Consider the following 18,094-nt stretch of genomic DNA (forward strand, 5'->3'; position numbering starts at 1 on the left):
CACCACGAACAGTGTCGCCCATCCGCACTCGCGTGTCCGGGACGGACACGCCTAGGCTTCGGCCATGGAGCAACGACTGAGCTTCGTCACTCTCGCCGTCGCCGACCTCGAGCGCACCCGGCGCTTCTACGTCGACGGACTCGGCTGGACCCCGGTCGTCGACGTCCCCGGCGAGGTGGTGATGATCCAGGTCGGCCCGCACCTCGTCCTGTCCCTGTGGGACGAACGGCAGTTCGCGGCCGAGGTCGGCCCCGTGCAGCGGGGCGGCGTCCCGCCCGTGACGCTCGCCCACAACGTCGCCGACCGAGCGGACGTCGACCGGGTGCTGGACACCGCCCGCCGCGCCGGAGCCGATCCGGTCTCCGACGCGGTCGAACGTGAGTGGGGCGGCTACACAGGGTATTTCGCGGACCCCGACGGATTCCGGTGGGAGATCGCCTGGAATCCGGGTCCCATCGGTCAGCTCGTGCTGCCCTGAGCCGCGTCGTCCTGCAGCCACGGCACCCGGCACGCGTCGGTGCTGAAACCCTGCTCGTGGATGCCCAGGGCCGAGTTCATCCGGGCCCGCATGTTCTCGAGCGCGATCTGGTACGTCAGTTCCACCACCCCGGCCCGCCCGAAGCGACGCTCGAGGTCGGCGACCTGCTCGTCCGTCACCGCGACGGCCGCACCGCCGGCTCCCGTCATCGCGTCGGCGTACGCGATCGCCGCACGCTCGTCGTCGCTGTAGGCGTCGGAGGTCGCGTAGTCGGCGATGTGCTCGAGGCGGTCCACGTCGAGTCCGTCGAGCCGCTGCAGCATCGCGCCGAAGTCGACGCACCAGGAGCACCCGACGCTCCAGGCCACCCGGTACACCGCGAGCTCGCGGACGTGCGCCGGCAGCACCGTCGAGGCGCGCTCGACGAGCATCTCGTGCACGGCGCTCGCCCGCATCAACGCCGGATGGTGGGCGTAGACGGCGAACGGCTCGGGCACCTCCCCGAAGCGGCGCCGGGCCACCCGGTAGGCGATCTTCGTCGTGACGCCGGCCTCGGCCGGTGTCACCGCGGGAATGCGCGCCATGACCTTCTCCGTTCCTCGGGTCCCGAGCGGGACCGTTCATCCTTTGGACGAGACAGCCCCGCCGGATGTGACACGACCGCTGCCGGAGGCCGGGAAGGGCGCGGCTAAGCTGCAGAAATGGCAGAAATCGCGTCCTCACATCGGGTCCGCACCGTCCGCAGGCTGCGCCCGTTCGCGTCCACGATCTTCGCCGAGATGACCGCCCTGGCCGTTACGCACGACGCCGTGAACCTCGGCCAGGGTTTTCCCGACACGGACGGCCCCCGCGCGATGCTGGACGTCGCGCGCCAGGCCATCGCCGACGGCGTCAACCAGTACCCGCCCGGGCCGGGCACACCCGAGTTGCGCCGGGCGATCGCGGCGGACCGCGCCGCCCGGTACGGGCTCGAGCACGACCCCGACACCGAGGTCCTCGTCACCGTCGGCGCCACCGAGGCGATCAGCGCCGCCATCCTCGGTCTCGTCGAACCCAGCGACGAGGTGCTGCTCACCGAGCCCTACTACGACTCCTACGCCGCGTCCGTGGCGCTGGCGGGGGCGAGCCGCCGCACGGTGCCGCTCGCCCGCGCGGGGTCCGGGTTCGTCCTGGACGTGGACGCGCTGCGCGCCGCGGTCACCGAGCGCACCCGCATGCTCGTGGTCAACACCCCGCACAACCCGACGGGCACGGTCTACGACGACGCGGCGCTCGCCGCGGTCGCGGCACTGGCCTGCGAGCGGGACCTGCTGGTGCTGTCCGACGAGGTGTACGAGCACCTGGTGTTCGACGGCCGCCGGCACCGCCCGCTCGCGTCGCTGCCCGGCATGGCCGAACGCACCGTCACCGTGTCCAGCGCCGCGAAGACGTTCAACGTCACCGGCTGGAAGATCGGATGGGCGCTCGGCCCCCGCGAACTGATCGACGGGGTGCGCGCGGCGAAACAGTTCATGTCGTTCGTCGCCGGGGCGCCGTTCCAGCCCGCCGTCGCGTACGCGCTGACCCACGAGCAGCCGTGGATCGCCGCCCAGCGCGACGATCTGCAGCGCAGGCGCGACCTGCTCTCCGGCGCCCTCGCCGACGCCGGATTCGGTGTGTTGGACTCGGCCGGCACGTATTTCGTGTGCGCGGACATCACCCCGTTCGGCGCGACGGACGGTGTCGCCTTCTGCCGGACCCTGCCCGAACGCATCGGGGTGGCCGCGGTCCCGGTCAGCGCCTTCGTCGACGACCCCCAGCAGTGGAACCATCTGGTGCGCTTCGCGTTCTGCAAGCGCGACGACGTCCTCCTCGAGGGCGTCCGGCGGCTGCGCAGCCTGCGGGAGCACGGCTGAACATGACCGCCCCCGCCACCATTCCCTCCGACTTCGTGCGCCGCTCGGTGGTTCTCGCCGCGGCGAACGGCGTGGATCTGGCCCCGGCCCTGGACGCGGCCCGGATCAGTCGCGCGGTGCTCGCGCACCCGCACGCGCGCCTCACCCCCGAACAGGTCACCCGGTTCACGCAGAAGACCTGGGAGCTCACCGGTGACGAGTTGTTCGGCCTCGGGCCGGGGCCGGTGCCCCGCGGCACCTTCCGCGTGATGTGCCTGACGCTGATCCACTGCCGGGACCTCGCCCAGGCCCTCGAACGGATGATCGAGGTCAACCGCGTGCTGCCGACGCTGCCGAGACTGCGGCTGACGCCGGGCCCGCAGACGACCCGGCTCGAGGTGGTGCTGCCGGAGCCGTGCGACGACAAGACCCGCGTCATCATCGATTTCCTGCTCATCCTGCTGCACCGCTTCGCGGCCTGGCTCGTCGGCGGACGAGTACGGCTGGCGTCGGTCACGGTTCCCTACGGCGAGCCCGATCCGGTGCTCGCGAAGAACTACGACGCGATCTTCGGGGTGCCGGTCACCTTCGACGCCGACGGGGCAGCGCTCGAAATCGACAACGCGGCACTGCGGTCGCCCATCGTCCAGACCGAGGAGACGCTCGAGGACTATCTGCGCGAATCGCCGAATCTGATGATGTCGGAACGCGACTACGACTCCACCGCCGCGTCGCAGGTGCGGCGGATCTTCGAGTCGGGCATCGAGGGACGCACGGCGACCGCCGAGGAAGTCGCGGAGATGCTGTCGGTGAGCGCACCGCATCTGCGGCGCCTGCTCCGGCAGGAGGGCACCTCGCTCGGGCAGTTGCGCGAGGAGGTGCTGCGCGACACGGCGATCGCCGGTCTGCGCCGCGGCGAACCGGTGGACGCGCTGTCGGCCCGCCTCGGCTTCTCCGAGCCGAGCGCGTTCCGGCGTGCCTTCAAGCGATGGACGGGCAAGACCCCGCGCGCGTATCGGTAGGTCCGCCGGTTCACCCGACGCAGAACTCGTTGCCCTCCGGGTCGGTCATGGTGATCCACTCGCTCGGCCCCTGCCGGCCCCGGTGCAGGACGGTCGCGCCCGCCTCGACGAGCCGCCCGGCGAGCGCCTCACGTTCCTCCCCGGCCCGGATGTCGAAGTGCAGCCGGTTCTTCACCGTCTTGCCCTCGGGCACCCGCTGGAAGAGCACGCGCGGACGCGCGGGCACCTCGGGATCGGAGATCGCGGCGCCCGCCTTCCAGACCAGGACGCCCTCGAAGATCTCGGTGTCGTCCTCGCGGGCGTGGCCGGCCGCGACCAGGCCGCGGATGAAGTCCTCGTTGCTCGGCTCCACCCGCCAGCCCAGCGCGGCCGCCCACCATTTCGCCAGCGTGTGCGGGCTGTCGGAATCGACCGTCACCTGGAATTCGTAACCCATGCGGCGACGGTACGACGAGACTCCGACAGGTCAGGGCTGAACGAGGATCCGGATCGGATCCCCGATGTGGTTGTGCAGCTTCTCGATGCCCTCGGCGATGTTCTCCAGCGGCACGATCTCGCTGATCGAGCGGGAGATGTCCAGGCGGCCGCGGGAGACGAGCGCGGCGAGCGTTTCGATGTCGACATTCTTGTAGCCGAGGTGGCCCATCACGTGCTTGCGCGACAGTCCGAACGTGGCGGTGGGGCCCAGGGAGGCCTCCTGCCCGCTCAGCCCGACGACCACGACGCGGCCACCCGTCATCACGCACTGCAGGGCCTGGTCGAAGGTGGCCTTCACGCCCGCCGAGTCGAAGGCCACGTCGAGCATCTTCCCGCCGGTCGCCTCGGCGACCCTCTGCACCAGGTCCGGGTCGCGGGAGTCGAACGCATAGTCGGCGCCGAGTTCGAGGGCCCGCTCCCGCACCGCGGGGTTGATGTCGAACGCGAGGACCGGCACGGCACCGATCAGCCGGGCGAGCTGCACGATGTGGGTGCCCACTCCGCCGACCCCCCACACGCCGACGGCCTCGCCCACCTGCACCTGCCCGGTGCGCACGACGGCGCCGAACGGCGTGGACACCGCGTCGGCGAGGATCGCCGCCTGCTCGAGCGGGACGTTGTCGGGCACGAGGGTGAGACCGCCCGCCTGTGCGACGGTGTACTCGGCCCAGGCGCCGTCGTACGCGAAGGCCATCAACTGGATGTTCAGGCAGTTGGTCAGGTCGCCGCGCCGGCACTTGCGGCACTGCATGCACGGTCGTCCGGCCGAGGGCACGACGCGGTCCCCGACCTCCCACCCGGTCACGCCGTCCCCGACGGCCGCGATGATCCCGGCGGCTTCGTGGCCCTGGGTGACCACCGGCAGCAGGGCCGGGAAGGTGCCGTCGAGCAGGCTCAGGTCCGAGTGGCAGATGCCGCAGAAGGCGACCTTGACGAGCACCTCGCCGGGGCCCGGCGACGGAATCGGAACATCTTCCAGCACATTGGTTCTGGTGTCCGCATGAAAACGCGCGGCGCGCATCGTCTCGGTCATGATCCCCTCATCCTGTTGTGCGGCGGCAGCCAGGGGCGACCCTACTCCCGGCGCATGCGGCGTTGCGCATGTTTGTGCCGCGGATCTCCGCGACGGGTTGCATCCGCCCACGGTGGGTGAGAGCGTCGGAAGGAACCGTCATCGACTTCGAGAGGGTGATTCGCAACAATGCAGACGGCCGTCATCGACGACTACCCGACCCGGAACCGCACGAACTGCGTGAGCGTGTCCCGGCCGGATCCGGTGGTGTGGGGATCGGCAACGGGGCCGCTGGACGCCCCGGCCGTCGCCGAGTACGACCGGCGCGGGTTCCACACCGTCGACGCGCTCCTGCCGGCGCACGACGTCGGAAATCTGCTCGACGAGACGGCACGTCTGGGCCGGGATCTGGCCGACGACGAGCGGGTCGTGCGGGAGGCGGGAAGCGGGGACGTGCGCTCCGTGTTCGACGTGCACCGCCTCTCCGGCACGGTCGCCGAGATCGTCCGGCGACCGGAGATCGCCGGAATCGCCCGCCAACTCCTCGGCTCGGCGGTCTACATCCACCAATCGAGGCTGAACGTCAAGCCGGGATTCCGCGGCGGACCGTTCTACTGGCACTCCGATTTCGAGACCTGGCACGCCGAGGACGGGATGCCGCGTCCGCGGGCGCTGAGCATCTCCGTCGCGCTGACCGAGAACTACGGTTACAACGGCGGTTTGATGATCATGCCCGGTTCGCACCGGACCTTCGTCTCGTGCGCCGGTACCACCCCCGACGACTACTACCGGCAGTCCCTCGTCACGCACGTGCCCCCCACCGGTTCGCCCGACGAGGACACGCTGACCTCGATGGCCGCCGAGCACGGCATCGCCACGTTCACCGGCTCGGCCGGTTCGGCCACGGTGTTCGACGCGAACTGCATGCACGGCTCGAACGGCAACATCACCCCGTTCCCCCGGTCGAATCTGTTCGTGGTGTTCAACAGTGTCGAGAACGCGCTCGTCGAGCCGTTCTCGGCGCCGCGCCGGCGGCCGGACTACCTCGGCAGCCGGGACTTCACTCCCCTGCACTGACCCGAACGGACGTGCTGACACGAACGGACGCGGGGTGCGACCGGCGCGGGCCGGGCGCACCCCGCATCGCGGCGCTCACACGCGGGCGGTGTCCGCCACGTCGATCGGCAGCGTGCGGGCACGCGGTGTGCGCAGCAGCCGGGTGAGCGTGAACCGGCCCAGCTCCGGATCGTAGGGCCGGTAGGCCAGATACACGAGCACGTGGAACGCCCAGTGCGCCCGCAGGATTCGGCGAAGCACCGGATTCATCCGGCCATGCAGTTCGAACGTGGCGGTTCCGGAGCGGATGTACTTGGTGTACTCCCGCGGCGGCGTCAGCGCACGCCGTGGGGAGATGTCGACGAACAGCTCGGAGAGCTGGGCGATCTCGATGTCGGCCTCGCGCAGGCACAGGGCCAGGTCGAGGTCTTCGTGGATCCCGGCATCCGTGCTGACCGCGTCGCGGACGCGCTGCCAGGCCGACCGGCGCACGGCCATGTTGGCACCGTGCAGGTTGTCGATGCGGCGCTCACCGCCGAAGAAGCCCTTGCGCACGCGCTGCTCGATATACCGGCGCTTGAGCTCCCGGTACGGCGAGTCGTAGGAGTTGCTGAGTCCGCTGACGGCACCGACGCTCTCGGTGTCTGCACGCGCGAAGAAGTCGAGGATCGCGCGGGCCCATCCGGGCCGCACCCGCGTGTCGGCGTCGATCCGGCCGAGGAGATCTCCTGTCGCCGAGTCGAATCCGGCATTGCGGGCGAATGCGACGCCGGGGCGGGGCTCGACGATCCGGCGGACGATCGGAGACCGCTCGGCGATCGCGTCGACGATCTCGCCCGTCCTGTCCGTCGAATTGTTGTCCACTACCACGATTTCGCGGATGTCCGCTTCCTGCTCCAACAGCGCCGCCAGACACGGACCGATGTAGCGTTCCTCGTTGTACGCCGGCACGACCACCGACAGCGTGTGCTGATGCATGCCTCCGACGCTACCGCGACCGGCCGCGCGCCGCGGGGCGCCGCGGGCGGGAACCGTTCCGGGACATCCCCCGAAACGGTTCCCGGCACCGGCGTCAGGGGCGCCGCGGGCCTCAGGCGCGCCGGCGGCGCACCGCGTCGGCCAGCCGGTCGAGCTGGTCGGCCGTGGTGGCCCAGTCGAGGCACGCGTCGGTGATCGACTTGCCGTACTCGAGCTCGTCGGACCGGCCCAGGGTCAGGTCCTGACGGCCCGCCGCGAGGAAGCTCTCCAGCATCACACCGACGATGCCCTTCTCGCCCGCGACGAGCCGCTCGGCGATGTCGGTGACGACGTCGACCTGCTTCTCGTGGTTCTTGCTGCTGTTGCCGTGGCTCGCGTCGATCACGACGCGCTCGGGCAGACCGGCCTTGCGCAGGCGGGCCATGGTGTCGGCGACCGTCCCGGCGTCGTAGTTGGGGCCGGCGGAACCGCCGCGCAGGATGACGTGGCAGTCGGGGTTGCCGACGGTCTCGATGAGCGCGGCCTGCCCGTCGAGATCGGTGCCGGGGAACACGTGGCTCGCGGCGGCGGCGCGGGTGCCGTCGACGGCCACCTGCACGTCACCCTCGGTGGAGTTCTTGATGCCGACCGGCATGGACAGTGCGCTGCACAGTTGCCGGTGCACCTGGCTGGCCGCGGTGCGGGCCCCGATCGCGCCGTAGGTGACCAGATCCGCGTAGTACTGCGGCAGGATCGGGTCGAGGAACTCGCACCCGACCGGCAGTCCGAGGCCGGACACGTCGAGCAGCAGCTTGCGGCCGATGCGCAGACCGGTGTTGATGTCGTAGGTGCCGTCGAGGTGCGGGTCGTTGAGCAGGCCCTTCCACCCGAGGGTGGTGCGCGGCTTCTCGAAGTACACCCGCATCACCACGTGCAGGTCGTCGCGCAGATCGTCGGCCTTGGCGGCGAGGCGGCGCGCGTAGTCCATCGCGGCGGCGGGGTCGTGCACCGAGCACGGCCCGACCACGACGAGCAGCCGGTCGTCGGTGCCGTCGAGGATCGCCACGGTGTCGGCGCGGCCCGAGCGCACAGTGGCGGCGGCCACCTCGTCGGGGGCGTGCTCGCCGCGGACGACGGCCGGGGCGACGAGCGGGCTGATCCGCACGGTCCGCTGTTCGTCGAGATTCGCGGTGGAGATGGAGGTGCTGGTGGTCATCGGGGTTCGGTTCCTGTTCCCGGGCCGACCCTGGCTGAACCTGAAAGATCCCAGCGAGCCGGTCCGTGTCCGGCTCGTAGGTGGAAGAAGTCAGCGCGCGGTTACGCCGACCGACCCACCCCGGGCCGGCCTGCTAAACCAGAAATATGCACGCTGCATGACGGACACCCTACCCGAGCCCCCGCGGGGGTGCACATCGGGGGCCCGGGGCGAGTCCGCATTGCCAGCGCGACGGCGCCGACCCCCCTACGATCGGAACGAACCGAGAACACTGCCCGTACCGCCGAGACGATCGCCGAGGTGTTATGCCGCTCGAAGGTTCACACGAGTCCAGGGACCGGTCGAACGAACCGGAACACACAGCCGACGGCCATCTCGTCGAGGCCCAGTCCGAGGACTTCTCCCATGCCAGAAACCTCGCGGTGGATCCCGACTGGTTCAAGACCGCGGTGTTCTACGAGGTCCTGGTGCGCGCCTTCAACGACTCGAACCACGACGGGACGGGTGATCTGCGCGGGCTGACCGAGAAGCTCGACTACATCGCCTGGCTGGGCGCCGACTGTATCTGGCTGCCACCGTTCTACGACTCCCCGCTGCGCGACGGCGGGTACGACATCCGGGACTTCCGGGCGGTGCTCCCGGAGTTCGGCACCGTCGACGACTTCGTCACGTTCCTCGACGAGGCGCACAAGCGCGGTATCCGCGTGATCACCGACCTGGTCATGAACCACACGTCCGACACGCACGCGTGGTTCCAGGAGTCGCGTACGGACCCGGACGGCCCGTACGGCGACTTCTACGTGTGGTCCGACACCGACGAGCGCTACCCGGATGCGCGCATCATCTTCGTCGACACCGAATCCTCCAACTGGACGTGGGATCCGGTGCGCAAGCAGTACTACTGGCACCGGTTCTTCTCGCACCAGCCGGACCTGAACTACGACAATCCCGAGGTGCAGGACGCGATGATCGACGTCCTGCGCTTCTGGCTCGACCTGGGGATCGACGGGTTCCGGCTGGACGCGGTGCCCTACCTGTTCGAGCGCGAGGGCACCAACTGCGAGAACCTGCCCGAGACACACGCGTTCCTGAAGAAGTGCCGCGCGGTGATCGACGCGGAGTATCCGGGCCGGGTGCTGCTGGCGGAGGCGAACCAGTGGCCCAGCGACGTGGTGGAGTACTTCGGCGAGCCGGAGGTCGGCGACGAGTGCCACATGGCGTTCCACTTCCCGCTCATGCCGCGCATCTTCATGGCGGTGCGGCGCCAGAACCGGTTCCCCATCTCCGAGATCCTCGCCCAGACACCGCCGATTCCGAGCAGTGCGCAGTGGGGCATCTTCCTGCGCAACCACGACGAGCTGACCCTCGAGATGGTCACGGACGAAGAACGTGACTACATGTATGCCGAGTACGTCACCGACCCGCGGATGCGGGCGAACATCGGCATCCGGCGCCGGCTGGCCCCGCTGCTCGAGAACGACCGCAACCAGCTCGAGCTGTTCACGGCTCTGCTGTTGAGCCTGCCCGGCTCGCCGGTGCTCTACTACGGCGACGAGATCGGGATGGGCGACAACATCTGGCTCGGCGACCGCGACGCCGTGCGCACGCCGATGCAGTGGACACCCGACCGCAACGCGGGCTTCTCGCGGGCGGACCCCGCGCGGCTGTACCTGCCGACGATCATGGATCCGACCTACGGCTACCAGTCCGTGAACGTCGAGCGGCAGATGAACTCGACGAACACGCTGCTGCACTGGACGCGCCGGATGATCCAGGTCCGCAAGCAGCATCCGGCGTTCGGCAAGGCCGCCTTCACCGAATTGGGCAGCGCCAACCCGGCCGTCCTGTCGTACCTGCGGGAGATGCCGCTCGGCCCGGACCGCAACTACAGCGACGTCATCCTGTGTGTGAACAACCTATCCCGGTATCCCCAGGCCGTCATCCTGGACCTGTCCCGGTTCGCAGGGTGGATTCCGGTGGAGCTCACCGGTTCCGTCCCGTTCCCACCGATCACGGAGGAGGGGTACATGATCACCCTGCCCGGTCACGGTTTCTATTGGTTCGCGCTGCAGCCCGATCCGACGAGGGAAGGCGTCGGCGAACATCCGGTGAGCAGCGAAGCCGAGGCGGCGGTGCAGCCATGAGGGATCCGAACGTGCAGCACTACTCCGATGCGGAGCTCGAGGCCCTGCTGGCCGAGTGGCTTCCCCACCAGCGTTGGTTCGCCGCCAAGGGCAGAACCGTCGCCGCCGTCCGGATCATGCTGCGGGAACCGCTCACCGACACCCCCGCGTTCGGAGCGGACCACCTGCTGGTGACCGTCGAGTTCGAATCCGGCGCCGAGCAGATCTACCAGGTGCCGCTCGGGTATCGCCCGCACCTGCCCGACGAGCTGGCACCCTGGGCGCTGCCGCGGCCCGACGGGAGCGGCGACGACCGCCCCCACGCCTACGACGGCCTGCGCGACCAGGAGATCATCGACCTGTACGCGCACTCGATCGCTACCGGGCAGGTGTATGGCCCGGTCGAGCTGCACACCGTGCCCGGCACGGTCATCGAGGAGGGACTGCGCGGGCGGGCGCTCAGCGCCGAGCAGTCCAACACCTCCGTCGTGCTGGGCGAGCAGTTGCTGCTCAAGCTCTTCCGCCGGATCACTCCGGGCGTCAACCCCGACGTGGAACTGCACCTCGCGCTCGGCGAGGCGGGCTGCCGGTCGGTCGCCCCCGTGCGCGCGTGGATCGACGCCGAGATCGGCGGCGTGCGCACGACGCTGGCGATGGTGCAGGACTTCGCGGCCAACTCCGCCGACGGCTGGTCGATGGCTCTGGGCAGCGTGCGGGACCTGCTGCTCGAGGCCGACCTGCGGGCGGACGAGGTGGGCACGGACTTCGCCGGCGAATCGCAGCGGATGGGCGCGGCCGTGGCCGAGGTGCACGCGCTGCTGGCGCAGTCCCTCGGGACGTCGCAGCGACCCGTCGGCGAGATCGTCGACGGCATGCTGCGCCGCCTGGACGCGGCCGGTGCCGTCGTACCGGAACTGGCGGAATTCGCCCCGGCGGTGCGGGAGCGGTTGGCGGAGGCGGCGGCCACCGGCACGACCACGGTGCAGCGGGTCCACGGGGACCTGCACCTCGGGCAGGTGCTGCGCACCCCGGAACACTGGCTGCTCATCGATTTCGAGGGCGAGCCCGCCAAGTCCCTCGACGAACGGCGGGAACCGGACAGCGCCCTGCGCGACGTGGCGGGGATGCTCCGCTCGTTCGACTACGCGGCCCACCACTCCCTGCACGATGCGACGTCGGAGGCTGCCGCCGCGCAACGCGAGTTCCGGGCGCAGGAATGGGCGCAGCGCAACTCCGCCGCGTTCTGCGACGGCTATGCGGGCGCGTCCGGCGCGGATCCGCGCGAGTCGGCCGCGCTGCTGCGCGCGTACGAACTGGACAAGGCCGTTTACGAGGTGGTCTACGAGGCCCGCCACCGGCCACAGTGGATCCGGCTGCCGCTCAACGCGATCCGTCGGCTGGTGCAGGCGACGTAGGGCTGTGGCCGTCGGTGGTATCCGCCAGGGGATCCTCACCCGAGGGTGCCGGGTCGTCGAGTCCGCCCCGATGCGGCCGGTGGACCGGGTCGATCGCGGCCGCCCCCCGGTCCGGGGAGGACCCTTTCCGGCGTGGTCGGCGCAGGTCCACGGAGGACCGGTGCCGGCCCGCGGCGGGTGTCGACCGGCCTCTCGCGGTGGCCCGGTGGCGCGGGCCCGGGCCCTCGGACCATCCGTGCACGATGCGTCGGTGCAGGCGTGCCAGGGGTGCCGGCGCCCACCAGTTCGCGTCGCCCATCAGCTTGATCAGTGAGGGAACCAGCAGCATGCGGACCAGCGTGGCGTCGATGACGAGGGCGAAGATCATTCCCAGTCCGATGAACCGCATGATCGTCATCGGGGAGAGCGCGAAGGCCGCGGTGACCGTACCGAGTATCAGCGCGGCGCAGGTGACGACACGACCGGTGAGGGCGGTACCGGTGTGCACCGCCGTCTCGGTCGACGCCCCCGCAGCATGCGCTTCGACCATCCGCGACATCAGGAAGATCTCGTAATCGGTCGACAGGCCGAACACGACGGCGAGGATCAACACGACCAGGGTGGGCTGGACGGGCTCCGGAGCCACGCCGATGAGACCGGCGCCGTGTCCTTCCTGGAAGATCCAGGTCAGCAGCCCGAAGGTCGCCCCGAGGCTCAGTCCCGCCATGGCGACCGCCTTGACCGGCAGCACCACCGTGCCGAAGGCCAGGAACAGCAGCAGCAGTGTCGCGCCCACCATGACGGCGATCATGGTGGGCAGCGCCTCGGTGATCGCGTGATTGTTGTCGGCCTCGAGGGCGAACGGTCCGCCGACCTCGATCCGGGTTCCTGCCGGCGGCGCCAGCTCGCGCAGTGCTGCGACGGCCGCGTTCGCGCGCTCGACGTCCGATCGGTCGGTCACCGCCGCGGAGATGACGGTGAAATCCGAGGTCGTGGCGATGGGCTGCGCCCCGGTGACCCCGTCGACGGCATCGGCCTGTGCCACGAACCCGAGGCTCGCATGCAGGGGCGGGGGCGAGCCGGCTGTTCCGTGCACCAGGACGGTGATGTCGCCACCAGGTGACCGAAATTCCTGGACCAGCTGTTCGGTGGCCGCGCGAACCGGATTGCCGGGCGGCAGCGAGGTGTAGCTGATCGAGCCGAACCGCGTCAGAAGGACCGGGGCCGCGAACACCACCAGCACGAGGGTGATCGGGACTGCGACGCGCAGCGGATGGCGCATCACCCGGTCGGCGACGGCTCCCCAGAATCGGTGGGCTCGCACCTCGCCGCGCTCGACCGCCCCGCGGCGCCAGGTCAGACTGTTGATCCGGGCACCCAGAACGGCCAGGGCCGCGGGCACGGCGGTCAAGGACAGCAGGGCCGCGCTGAGGGCGGCCGAGATGGCGCCCAAACCCAGCGACCGGATCACCTCCTGGGGAAAGACGAGCATTCCGGCGAAGGCACATACGAGCAGCAGCGCGGAAAAGCACACGGTGCGGCCCGCGGTGAGAACGGTCCGCCGAACCGCGTCGTTCGGCGAGGCGCCGGAGCGGAGTTCTTCCCGGAACCGGCTGACGATGAACAGTCCGTAATCGATGGCCAGACCGAGACACAGAAGAGAGGTGACGTTGAGGGCAAAGGCATTGACCTCGGTGAACATGGTCAGCAGCCGAAGCGTCCCGAGCGCGCTGAGCACCGACAGCGCGGCGACGAGAACCGGCACCGCCGCGGCGGTCAGTCCGCCGAAGATCATCACCAGCAGAATCAGGGTCAGCGGAAGCGACACCGACTCGGCGACGACGAGGTCGGTCTTCAGTTGTGTGTTGAACGAATCGTCGACCACGGTCTTGCCGGTCAGCTGGGTGTCGACTCCGGGAACCTGCAGCACGGACAGCAGATCGTGGTACGGCGGCCGATCACCCGACCCGGAATGCTGCAGGGTCACCGTCGCGAGCGCTCGGGTGCCATCGGCGGAGCGCAAGTACGGTTTCTCGACCACGGGCACCGTCCAGTAGGTGTCGACGCGCTCGACCCGGGTGCGATCGAGAGCGGCGAGGTGCCCGGCCACCTCGGGTCCGATGTCGTCGATGCTCTGCCCGGGTGGGGCGGTGTAGATGGCGACGATGTCCGGCTCCCGGCGGCCGAGGTGCTCCTCCACCTGGTGCGTGACGTGCGCGGCTTCGCTCCCGTCGTCGAGGAAGCCCTCGAACCTCAGATGGGGGAAGACCCCCAGCCCCCATGCGCCGCCGAGCACCAGCGCGGTGACGGTCACGATCAGCACGAGCCACCGGCGTGCGAGAAGAAATGCGGCCCAGCGGGTCATGGCCGTGGCGGAGGCCGGGTCGGGGACGTCGACATCGTCATCGTGCGACCTGATGGACGGCGGCAGCGAACAGGCGTGGTGACCGCGCAGCCAGCGGCACGATGACAGGGCCGAGGCGGGGTTGCCGACGCGCCCACAGCAGGGAGGAGGTCAGCAGGCGTGAGCGCCGCGACGCCCGCGACCATGCCCGTTCGTAGCGTGCCGGTTGCCCGCATTCGAGGCACTGCACAAGGGCGCGTGCGCATTTCAGAGCGACGTCGATGCCTTCGCCGGTGATCGCGTCCACGTATCCGGCCGCGTCACCGACGAGCAGCACACGGCCCGCGACGCGGGCCCTGGCGTCCTGACGCATCGGTCCCGCCCCCCGGACGGCGGTCGCCGCGGTGTCGGGGAGCCGCTGGGCAAGGGCGGGGAATTCGGCCAGCTGCCGGGCGAACGACCCGCGGGTAGCGGAGAGCAGCGCCACGCCGACGAGGCGGGGACCGACCGGGGTGACGTAGGCCTCGCGGTCGCGGGCCCAATGCACTTCCACGAAGTCGGTCCATGGGGCCACCTCGAAGTGCCGGCGTAGCCCCCACCTGTGGTGACCGGACGGTGGGCGGTCCAGGCCCAGCTGCCGTCGGATGGCGGAGTGCAGCCCGTCGGCCGCGACGAGGTACCGCGCCGTGGCGCCTGCGGCCGTCACGCACCGGGCATCCTGCGTGATCTCGGAGACCCGGCGCTGCAGCACCGGAACACCTCGTGTCACGACCTCGGACTGCAATGCTGCCTGCAGATCGGTGCGGCGCACCCCCAAGCCGTGGCCGTCGCGGAAGCCGGCCTCGGCCCGGCAGTGCCCGTCCGTGTACCGGATCCCCCGGAGGGGATGTCCGTCGACCGGCACACCGAGTTCGCGCAGGCAGGCGACCGCGCCCGGCATCAGACCCTCCCCGCAGGCCTTGTCGATCGGCGACGGCCTCGACTCGATCACGACCGTATCGAGGCCGGCCCGGGCGGAATACAGGGCCGTGGCCAGCCCCGCGGGGCCGGCGCCGACGACGATCAGGTCATGCATCGCGCACCAGTTCGCGCAGGGCGGCGTTCTCGGCGCGGATCCGCACCCGAAGTACCACGGCATCGAGCGCAGTGAAGGTCACCGCGGTCACCCACGCGGAGTGGACGAGCGGCAGTGCCGCACCCTCGACGACGACGGCCACGTAGTTGGGGTGCCGGAGCCGGCGGTACGGCCCACGGCGGATCAGGGGCAATCCGGGCACGATCACGATGCGGGTGTTCCAGCGGTGTCCGAGGGTGAGGATGCACCACCATCTCAGGCACTGCGACGCCAGGACGAGTGCCAGCATCGGCCGGCCGAGAGCCGGCACGTACCGGCGGCCGACGCCGAACGTCTCGATCAGGCATCCGGCCAGCAGCCCCGCGTGCAGTGACGCCATCACCGGATAGTGTCCGCGGCCGCTCTCCCGGCCCCCGCGCTCCATGCTCCACGCCAGGTTCCGCCGGGACACCACCAGCTCGGCAAGCCGCTCCGTGGCGACCGCGGCGACGAGCAGGAGATAGAACATGGCGTCCGCGCTACCACTCGAGGAGGACGAGTTCGGAGCAGAACCCCGGCCCCATGGCCATCATGAGCCCCGGAGTTCCCGGTTCCGGGGGGCGCTGTTCGAGCGTGTCCCGCAGCACGTGCAGGACCGACGACGAGGACAGGTTCCCCACCGCGGCCAGCGACCGGCGGGTCATCTCCAACGCCTGCGACGACAGACCGAGCTCGGACTCGACCGCGCGGATCACCCTCGGCCCTCCCGGATGGCAGACCCATGCGGTGATGTCGTCCGTCCGCAATCCGTGTTCGGCCAGGAACGAGCGGACGTCCGCACCGAGGTACTTTTCGATCACGGCGGGCACCTGGGCATCGAGGACGATCTTCAGGCCGCTCGACCCCACATCCCACCCCATGGTCCGCTCGGTGTCCGGGTACAGGTGGCTGCGCGACGCGATCACCCGGGGCCCGCGCGCCCGGGTCCGTTCGGCGCGCCGGGCGCCGACGGCGGCCACCGCTGCCGCACCGTCGCCGAACAGCCCGGTCGCCACGAGATTGGCGATGGAGTGATCGTTGCGCTGCACCGTCAGCGAACACAGTTCCACGGACAGCAGGACGGCCACGTCGTCGGGGTGCCCGAGCAGATAGTCGTACAGACGCGCTGTTCCCGCCGCACCGGCAACGCACCCGAGCCCGAAGATCGGCACCCGTTTGACGTCGGGTCGCAGCCCGACCCGATACGCGATCCGGGCCTCCATCGACGGGGCGGCGACACCGGTGACCGTGGTGGACATGATCAAGTCCACCTCGTCGGGTCGAATCCCGGACTGGGCGAGCGCGCCGGTCACGGCGGCCGCACCCAACTCGATCGCACCTTCGATGAACGTGTTGTTGCAATCGTCGAAGTCGTGCAGCTCCGGATAGCGCTCGAGCGGGCGCACCAGGTGTCGCGTCCGGACCTCGGCATTGGCGTGCAGCCGCTGCAGCAACCTGATGTCGCCGTCCTCGCCGAGGCAGTAGTCGGCGAACATCTTGGTGAGCTCGGCCTGAGCGTAACGGTGCGGTGGTACGACGCCGCACACCCCCGCCAGCGTCGTCCCCTCGACGAGGGGTTTCGGTGTGGAGCGCTGCCCCGGACCGGCCCGGGGGTCTGCCTGCAGGTTGACGATGCTCATGAGTGACTCCTCGCATCGCGCGGCTTGTGGCGCCGCGCCACTTACCCAGCTCGACACTTGTCCGGGATCGGGAGCCTCGATAGCCACCCTAGGGGTGAGAAGTGTGACCCTGGGGTGAGAGCCGGGAGCGCGGGGACGTCCGGTTCGGAACCCGGAACGGCGTCCCGCCGCCGGGGCCACGTCTTCGGAGCGTGCGGCCGCTATGGGACGTGGGCGCCGGACCGAACGATCATCTCTCGGTTGGGGATGCCGGTGCAACTGCTCGGATGTGCAAGTCCCGTGTCGGCGAGCGGAGGTGGGCCGGTGGCGGTGCGGGCGAAGCGGCGTGACCTGTCTGCGCTGCGGCCTCATGCGACGTCTGCCGGTCAATTGCCTTCCATCGTGCGAATGGGACTGCGCGGCGCCGAAATATCCGGCAACCCGGGCGGGGTGAGATTCACGATGACTCCCTCGAACCAGCGCCCGTTGCCGATGATGTTCGTGTACATGCGGATGAAGGGGTAGTACAGCTCCAGCGCCCGGTTCAGGTCGTCGTTGCGGGCGTCGAGGATCTGCACGACGCCGCGGAGTTGTTCGAGTGCCGGTCCGATGGTGGCTTCGTTGTCGCGCACGAGTCCGGTCAGTTGCCGGGACAGGCGCTGGGTTCCGGTGAGCAGCTGGGAGATCGCCTGCTGCCGGCTGTTCAGTTCCCCGATGAGCAGTCCGGCGTCGGTGATCAGTTGAGTGAATTCGGCATTGCGGTCGGCCAGCACCCCTGTGGTGTGCTCGGTCGCGTCGAGCAGTCTGCGCAATTCTCGGTCGCGGCTCGCGATGGTCTGTGAGAGTCGGGTGACGCCGTCGAGGGAGGCGCGGATGTCGTCGGAGGTGTTGTCGAATGCCTGGGACAACACCGTCAGGCTCTGGGCGAGTTGGGTGGAGTCGATCTCCCCGATGGTCTGTGCCGCCGCCGAGAAGGCCTCGAGCACGTCGTAGGGAGACGTGGTGCGGTCGCGTGGGATCACCTCCCGCGGATTCAGGACCTCGGAGCCACGGGGGTCGAGGGCCAGGTACTTCTGCCCCAGGATCGTCTTGATCTGTATGGAGGCGGAGGTGTTGTCACCGATCCACGCGTCCTTGGCTCCGAACGTCACCTCGACGTGGTCGCCTTCGAGTTCGACCGACATGACCTTGCCGACCTTGACACCGGCGATCCGGACTTCGTTGCCGGGTCTCAGGCCCGCTGCTTCGGTGAACTCGGCACGGTAGAGGGCGCCGGCTCCCAGGAGCGGTAGCGAATCGAAGGAGAAGACCGCCAGCGTCGCCAGCAGCATCACGAGGATGGCGAGGGCCCCCACCGCGGCCGGGCTGCGAGGTTCGGCCATGGCGTCTGCAACTCCTCCTCGTCGACCGCGATCCGCGTCTCCCCCTG

16 protein-coding genes are annotated in these 18,094 nt (G+C 69.9%); 6 read left to right on the forward strand and 10 right to left on the reverse strand.

Going from position 1 to position 18,094, the window contains the following annotated elements; genetic code table 11:
• Positions 1 to 64: 64 nt before the first annotated feature.
• A complete protein-coding gene (locus JYA75_RS25905; RefSeq protein WP_006931112.1) occupies positions 65 to 478 on the forward strand; it encodes a VOC family protein in 414 nt (137 codons plus the stop codon).
• Here the strand turns inward: JYA75_RS25905 and JYA75_RS25910 are convergent.
• Complete coding sequence (locus JYA75_RS25910) at positions 460 to 1,062, reverse strand: carboxymuconolactone decarboxylase family protein (protein ID WP_006931110.1); 603 nt, start codon at positions 1,060 to 1,062, stop codon at positions 460 to 462. The two genes, JYA75_RS25905 and JYA75_RS25910, sit on opposite strands and share 19 nt — an antisense overlap.
• Before the next feature lie 117 nt (positions 1,063 to 1,179).
• Between JYA75_RS25910 and JYA75_RS25915 the strand changes: the two genes are divergently transcribed.
• Together JYA75_RS25915 and JYA75_RS25920 are read left to right on the forward strand one after the other, a co-directional pair.
• Positions 1,180 to 2,373 carry a pyridoxal phosphate-dependent aminotransferase gene (locus tag JYA75_RS25915; protein WP_203329518.1) on the forward strand — a complete coding sequence of 398 codons (1,194 nt, stop codon included), beginning with the start codon at positions 1,180 to 1,182 and terminating at the stop codon, positions 2,371 to 2,373.
• A gap of 2 nt (positions 2,374 to 2,375) precedes the next feature.
• Positions 2,376 to 3,374 carry an AraC family transcriptional regulator gene (locus JYA75_RS25920; protein ID WP_006931106.1) on the forward strand — a complete coding sequence of 333 codons (999 nt, stop codon included), beginning with the start codon at positions 2,376 to 2,378 and terminating at the stop codon, positions 3,372 to 3,374.
• Positions 3,375 to 3,384: 10 nt separating this feature from the next.
• On the opposite strand, the gene JYA75_RS25925 is transcribed toward JYA75_RS25920, so the two are convergent.
• Positions 3,385 to 3,810 (reverse strand): VOC family protein, encoded by a 426-nt coding sequence (locus tag JYA75_RS25925; RefSeq protein ID WP_029541773.1) that lies wholly within the window; start codon positions 3,808 to 3,810, stop codon positions 3,385 to 3,387.
• Between the two features lie 30 nt (positions 3,811 to 3,840).
• Positions 3,841 to 4,884 carry a zinc-binding dehydrogenase gene (locus tag JYA75_RS25930; protein ID WP_006931096.1) on the reverse strand — a complete coding sequence of 348 codons (1,044 nt, stop codon included), beginning with the start codon at positions 4,882 to 4,884 and terminating at the stop codon, positions 3,841 to 3,843.
• Between the two features lie 168 nt (positions 4,885 to 5,052).
• Between JYA75_RS25930 and thpD the strand changes: the two genes are divergently transcribed.
• Positions 5,053 to 5,940 carry an ectoine hydroxylase gene (thpD, locus tag JYA75_RS25935; protein ID WP_043799864.1) on the forward strand — a complete coding sequence of 296 codons (888 nt, stop codon included), beginning with the start codon at positions 5,053 to 5,055 and terminating at the stop codon, positions 5,938 to 5,940.
• A gap of 75 nt (positions 5,941 to 6,015) precedes the next feature.
• On the opposite strand, the gene JYA75_RS25940 is transcribed toward thpD, so the two are convergent.
• Both JYA75_RS25940 and JYA75_RS25945 read right to left on the reverse strand, forming a co-directional pair.
• Positions 6,016 to 6,897, reverse strand: coding sequence for a glycosyltransferase family 2 protein (locus tag JYA75_RS25940; RefSeq protein ID WP_029541766.1), 882 nt, complete (start codon positions 6,895 to 6,897; stop codon positions 6,016 to 6,018).
• A 112-nt stretch (positions 6,898 to 7,009) separates the two neighbouring features.
• Positions 7,010 to 8,092, reverse strand: coding sequence for a 3-deoxy-7-phosphoheptulonate synthase (locus tag JYA75_RS25945; RefSeq protein ID WP_029541763.1), 1,083 nt, complete (start codon positions 8,090 to 8,092; stop codon positions 7,010 to 7,012).
• Between the two features lie 305 nt (positions 8,093 to 8,397).
• Here JYA75_RS25945 and treS point away from each other — a divergent pair, with 305 nt between their 5' ends.
• Both treS and JYA75_RS25955 read left to right on the forward strand, forming a co-directional pair.
• Positions 8,398 to 10,236 carry a maltose alpha-D-glucosyltransferase gene (treS, locus tag JYA75_RS25950; protein ID WP_006946891.1) on the forward strand — a complete coding sequence of 613 codons (1,839 nt, stop codon included), beginning with the start codon at positions 8,398 to 8,400 and terminating at the stop codon, positions 10,234 to 10,236.
• The gene (locus JYA75_RS25955; RefSeq protein WP_029541761.1) at positions 10,233 to 11,630 is read left to right on the forward strand and encodes a hypothetical protein; all 1,398 of its coding nucleotides are present in this window, start codon (positions 10,233 to 10,235) and stop codon (positions 11,628 to 11,630) included. The genes treS and JYA75_RS25955 overlap by 4 nt, the downstream gene beginning before the upstream one ends.
• Here JYA75_RS25955 and JYA75_RS25960 read toward each other — a convergent pair.
• The 5 genes from JYA75_RS25960 to JYA75_RS25980 all read right to left on the reverse strand — a co-directional run bounded on the left by JYA75_RS25960 (position 11,596) and on the right by JYA75_RS25980 (position 18,047).
• Entirely contained in the window at positions 11,596 to 13,974 is a 2,379-nt protein-coding gene (locus tag JYA75_RS25960) for an MMPL family transporter (RefSeq protein ID WP_203329519.1), read from the reverse strand. The genes JYA75_RS25955 and JYA75_RS25960 overlap by 35 nt on opposite strands.
• Positions 13,975 to 14,011: 37 nt before the next feature.
• The gene (locus tag JYA75_RS25965) at positions 14,012 to 15,028 is read right to left on the reverse strand and encodes an NAD(P)/FAD-dependent oxidoreductase (protein WP_168579256.1); all 1,017 of its coding nucleotides are present in this window, start codon (positions 15,026 to 15,028) and stop codon (positions 14,012 to 14,014) included.
• Positions 15,021 to 15,536 carry an isoprenylcysteine carboxylmethyltransferase family protein gene (locus tag JYA75_RS25970; protein ID WP_006946895.1) on the reverse strand — a complete coding sequence of 172 codons (516 nt, stop codon included), beginning with the start codon at positions 15,534 to 15,536 and terminating at the stop codon, positions 15,021 to 15,023. Before JYA75_RS25970 ends, JYA75_RS25965 begins: the two co-directional genes overlap by 8 nt.
• Positions 15,537 to 15,546: 10 nt before the next feature.
• A complete protein-coding gene (locus tag JYA75_RS25975) occupies positions 15,547 to 16,686 on the reverse strand; it encodes a 3-oxoacyl-[acyl-carrier-protein] synthase III C-terminal domain-containing protein (protein WP_239010498.1) in 1,140 nt (379 codons plus the stop codon).
• Positions 16,687 to 17,051: 365 nt separating this feature from the next.
• Complete coding sequence (locus tag JYA75_RS25980; protein WP_006946898.1) at positions 17,052 to 18,047, reverse strand: MCE family protein; 996 nt, start codon at positions 18,045 to 18,047, stop codon at positions 17,052 to 17,054.
• Positions 18,048 to 18,094: the final 47 nt, after the last annotated feature.

The sequence above is a fragment of the Rhodococcus sp. PSBB066 genome, from assembly GCF_017068255.1.
GTDB lineage: Bacteria > Actinomycetota > Actinomycetes > Mycobacteriales > Mycobacteriaceae > Rhodococcus > Rhodococcus aetherivorans.

What these genes read in the sequence shown, in the direction of transcription:
- JYA75_RS25905 (WP_006931112.1), top strand. Translation starts at nt 65, where the DNA reads ATGGAGCAACGACTGAGCTTCGTCACTCTCGCCGTCGCCGACCTCGAG.
- JYA75_RS25910 (WP_006931110.1), bottom strand. Translation starts at nt 1,062, where the DNA reads ATGGCGCGCATTCCCGCGGTGACACCGGCCGAGGCCGGCGTCACGACG.
- JYA75_RS25915 (WP_203329518.1), top strand. Translation starts at nt 1,180, where the DNA reads ATGGCAGAAATCGCGTCCTCACATCGGGTCCGCACCGTCCGCAGGCTG.
- JYA75_RS25920 (WP_006931106.1), top strand. Translation starts at nt 2,376, where the DNA reads ATGACCGCCCCCGCCACCATTCCCTCCGACTTCGTGCGCCGCTCGGTG.
- JYA75_RS25925 (WP_029541773.1), bottom strand. Translation starts at nt 3,810, where the DNA reads ATGGGTTACGAATTCCAGGTGACGGTCGATTCCGACAGCCCGCACACG.
- JYA75_RS25930 (WP_006931096.1), bottom strand. Translation starts at nt 4,884, where the DNA reads ATGACCGAGACGATGCGCGCCGCGCGTTTTCATGCGGACACCAGAACC.
- thpD (WP_043799864.1), top strand. Translation starts at nt 5,053, where the DNA reads ATGCAGACGGCCGTCATCGACGACTACCCGACCCGGAACCGCACGAAC.
- JYA75_RS25940 (WP_029541766.1), bottom strand. Translation starts at nt 6,897, where the DNA reads ATGCATCAGCACACGCTGTCGGTGGTCGTGCCGGCGTACAACGAGGAA.
- JYA75_RS25945 (WP_029541763.1), bottom strand. Translation starts at nt 8,092, where the DNA reads ATGACCACCAGCACCTCCATCTCCACCGCGAATCTCGACGAACAGCGG.
- treS (WP_006946891.1), top strand. Translation starts at nt 8,398, where the DNA reads ATGCCGCTCGAAGGTTCACACGAGTCCAGGGACCGGTCGAACGAACCG.
- JYA75_RS25955 (WP_029541761.1), top strand. Translation starts at nt 10,233, where the DNA reads ATGAGGGATCCGAACGTGCAGCACTACTCCGATGCGGAGCTCGAGGCC.
- JYA75_RS25960 (WP_203329519.1), bottom strand. Translation starts at nt 13,974, where the DNA reads ATGACCCGCTGGGCCGCATTTCTTCTCGCACGCCGGTGGCTCGTGCTG.
- JYA75_RS25965 (WP_168579256.1), bottom strand. Translation starts at nt 15,028, where the DNA reads ATGCATGACCTGATCGTCGTCGGCGCCGGCCCCGCGGGGCTGGCCACG.
- JYA75_RS25970 (WP_006946895.1), bottom strand. Translation starts at nt 15,536, where the DNA reads ATGTTCTATCTCCTGCTCGTCGCCGCGGTCGCCACGGAGCGGCTTGCC.
- JYA75_RS25975 (WP_239010498.1), bottom strand. Translation starts at nt 16,686, where the DNA reads ATGAGCATCGTCAACCTGCAGGCAGACCCCCGGGCCGGTCCGGGGCAG.
- JYA75_RS25980 (WP_006946898.1), bottom strand. Translation starts at nt 18,047, where the DNA reads ATGGCCGAACCTCGCAGCCCGGCCGCGGTGGGGGCCCTCGCCATCCTC.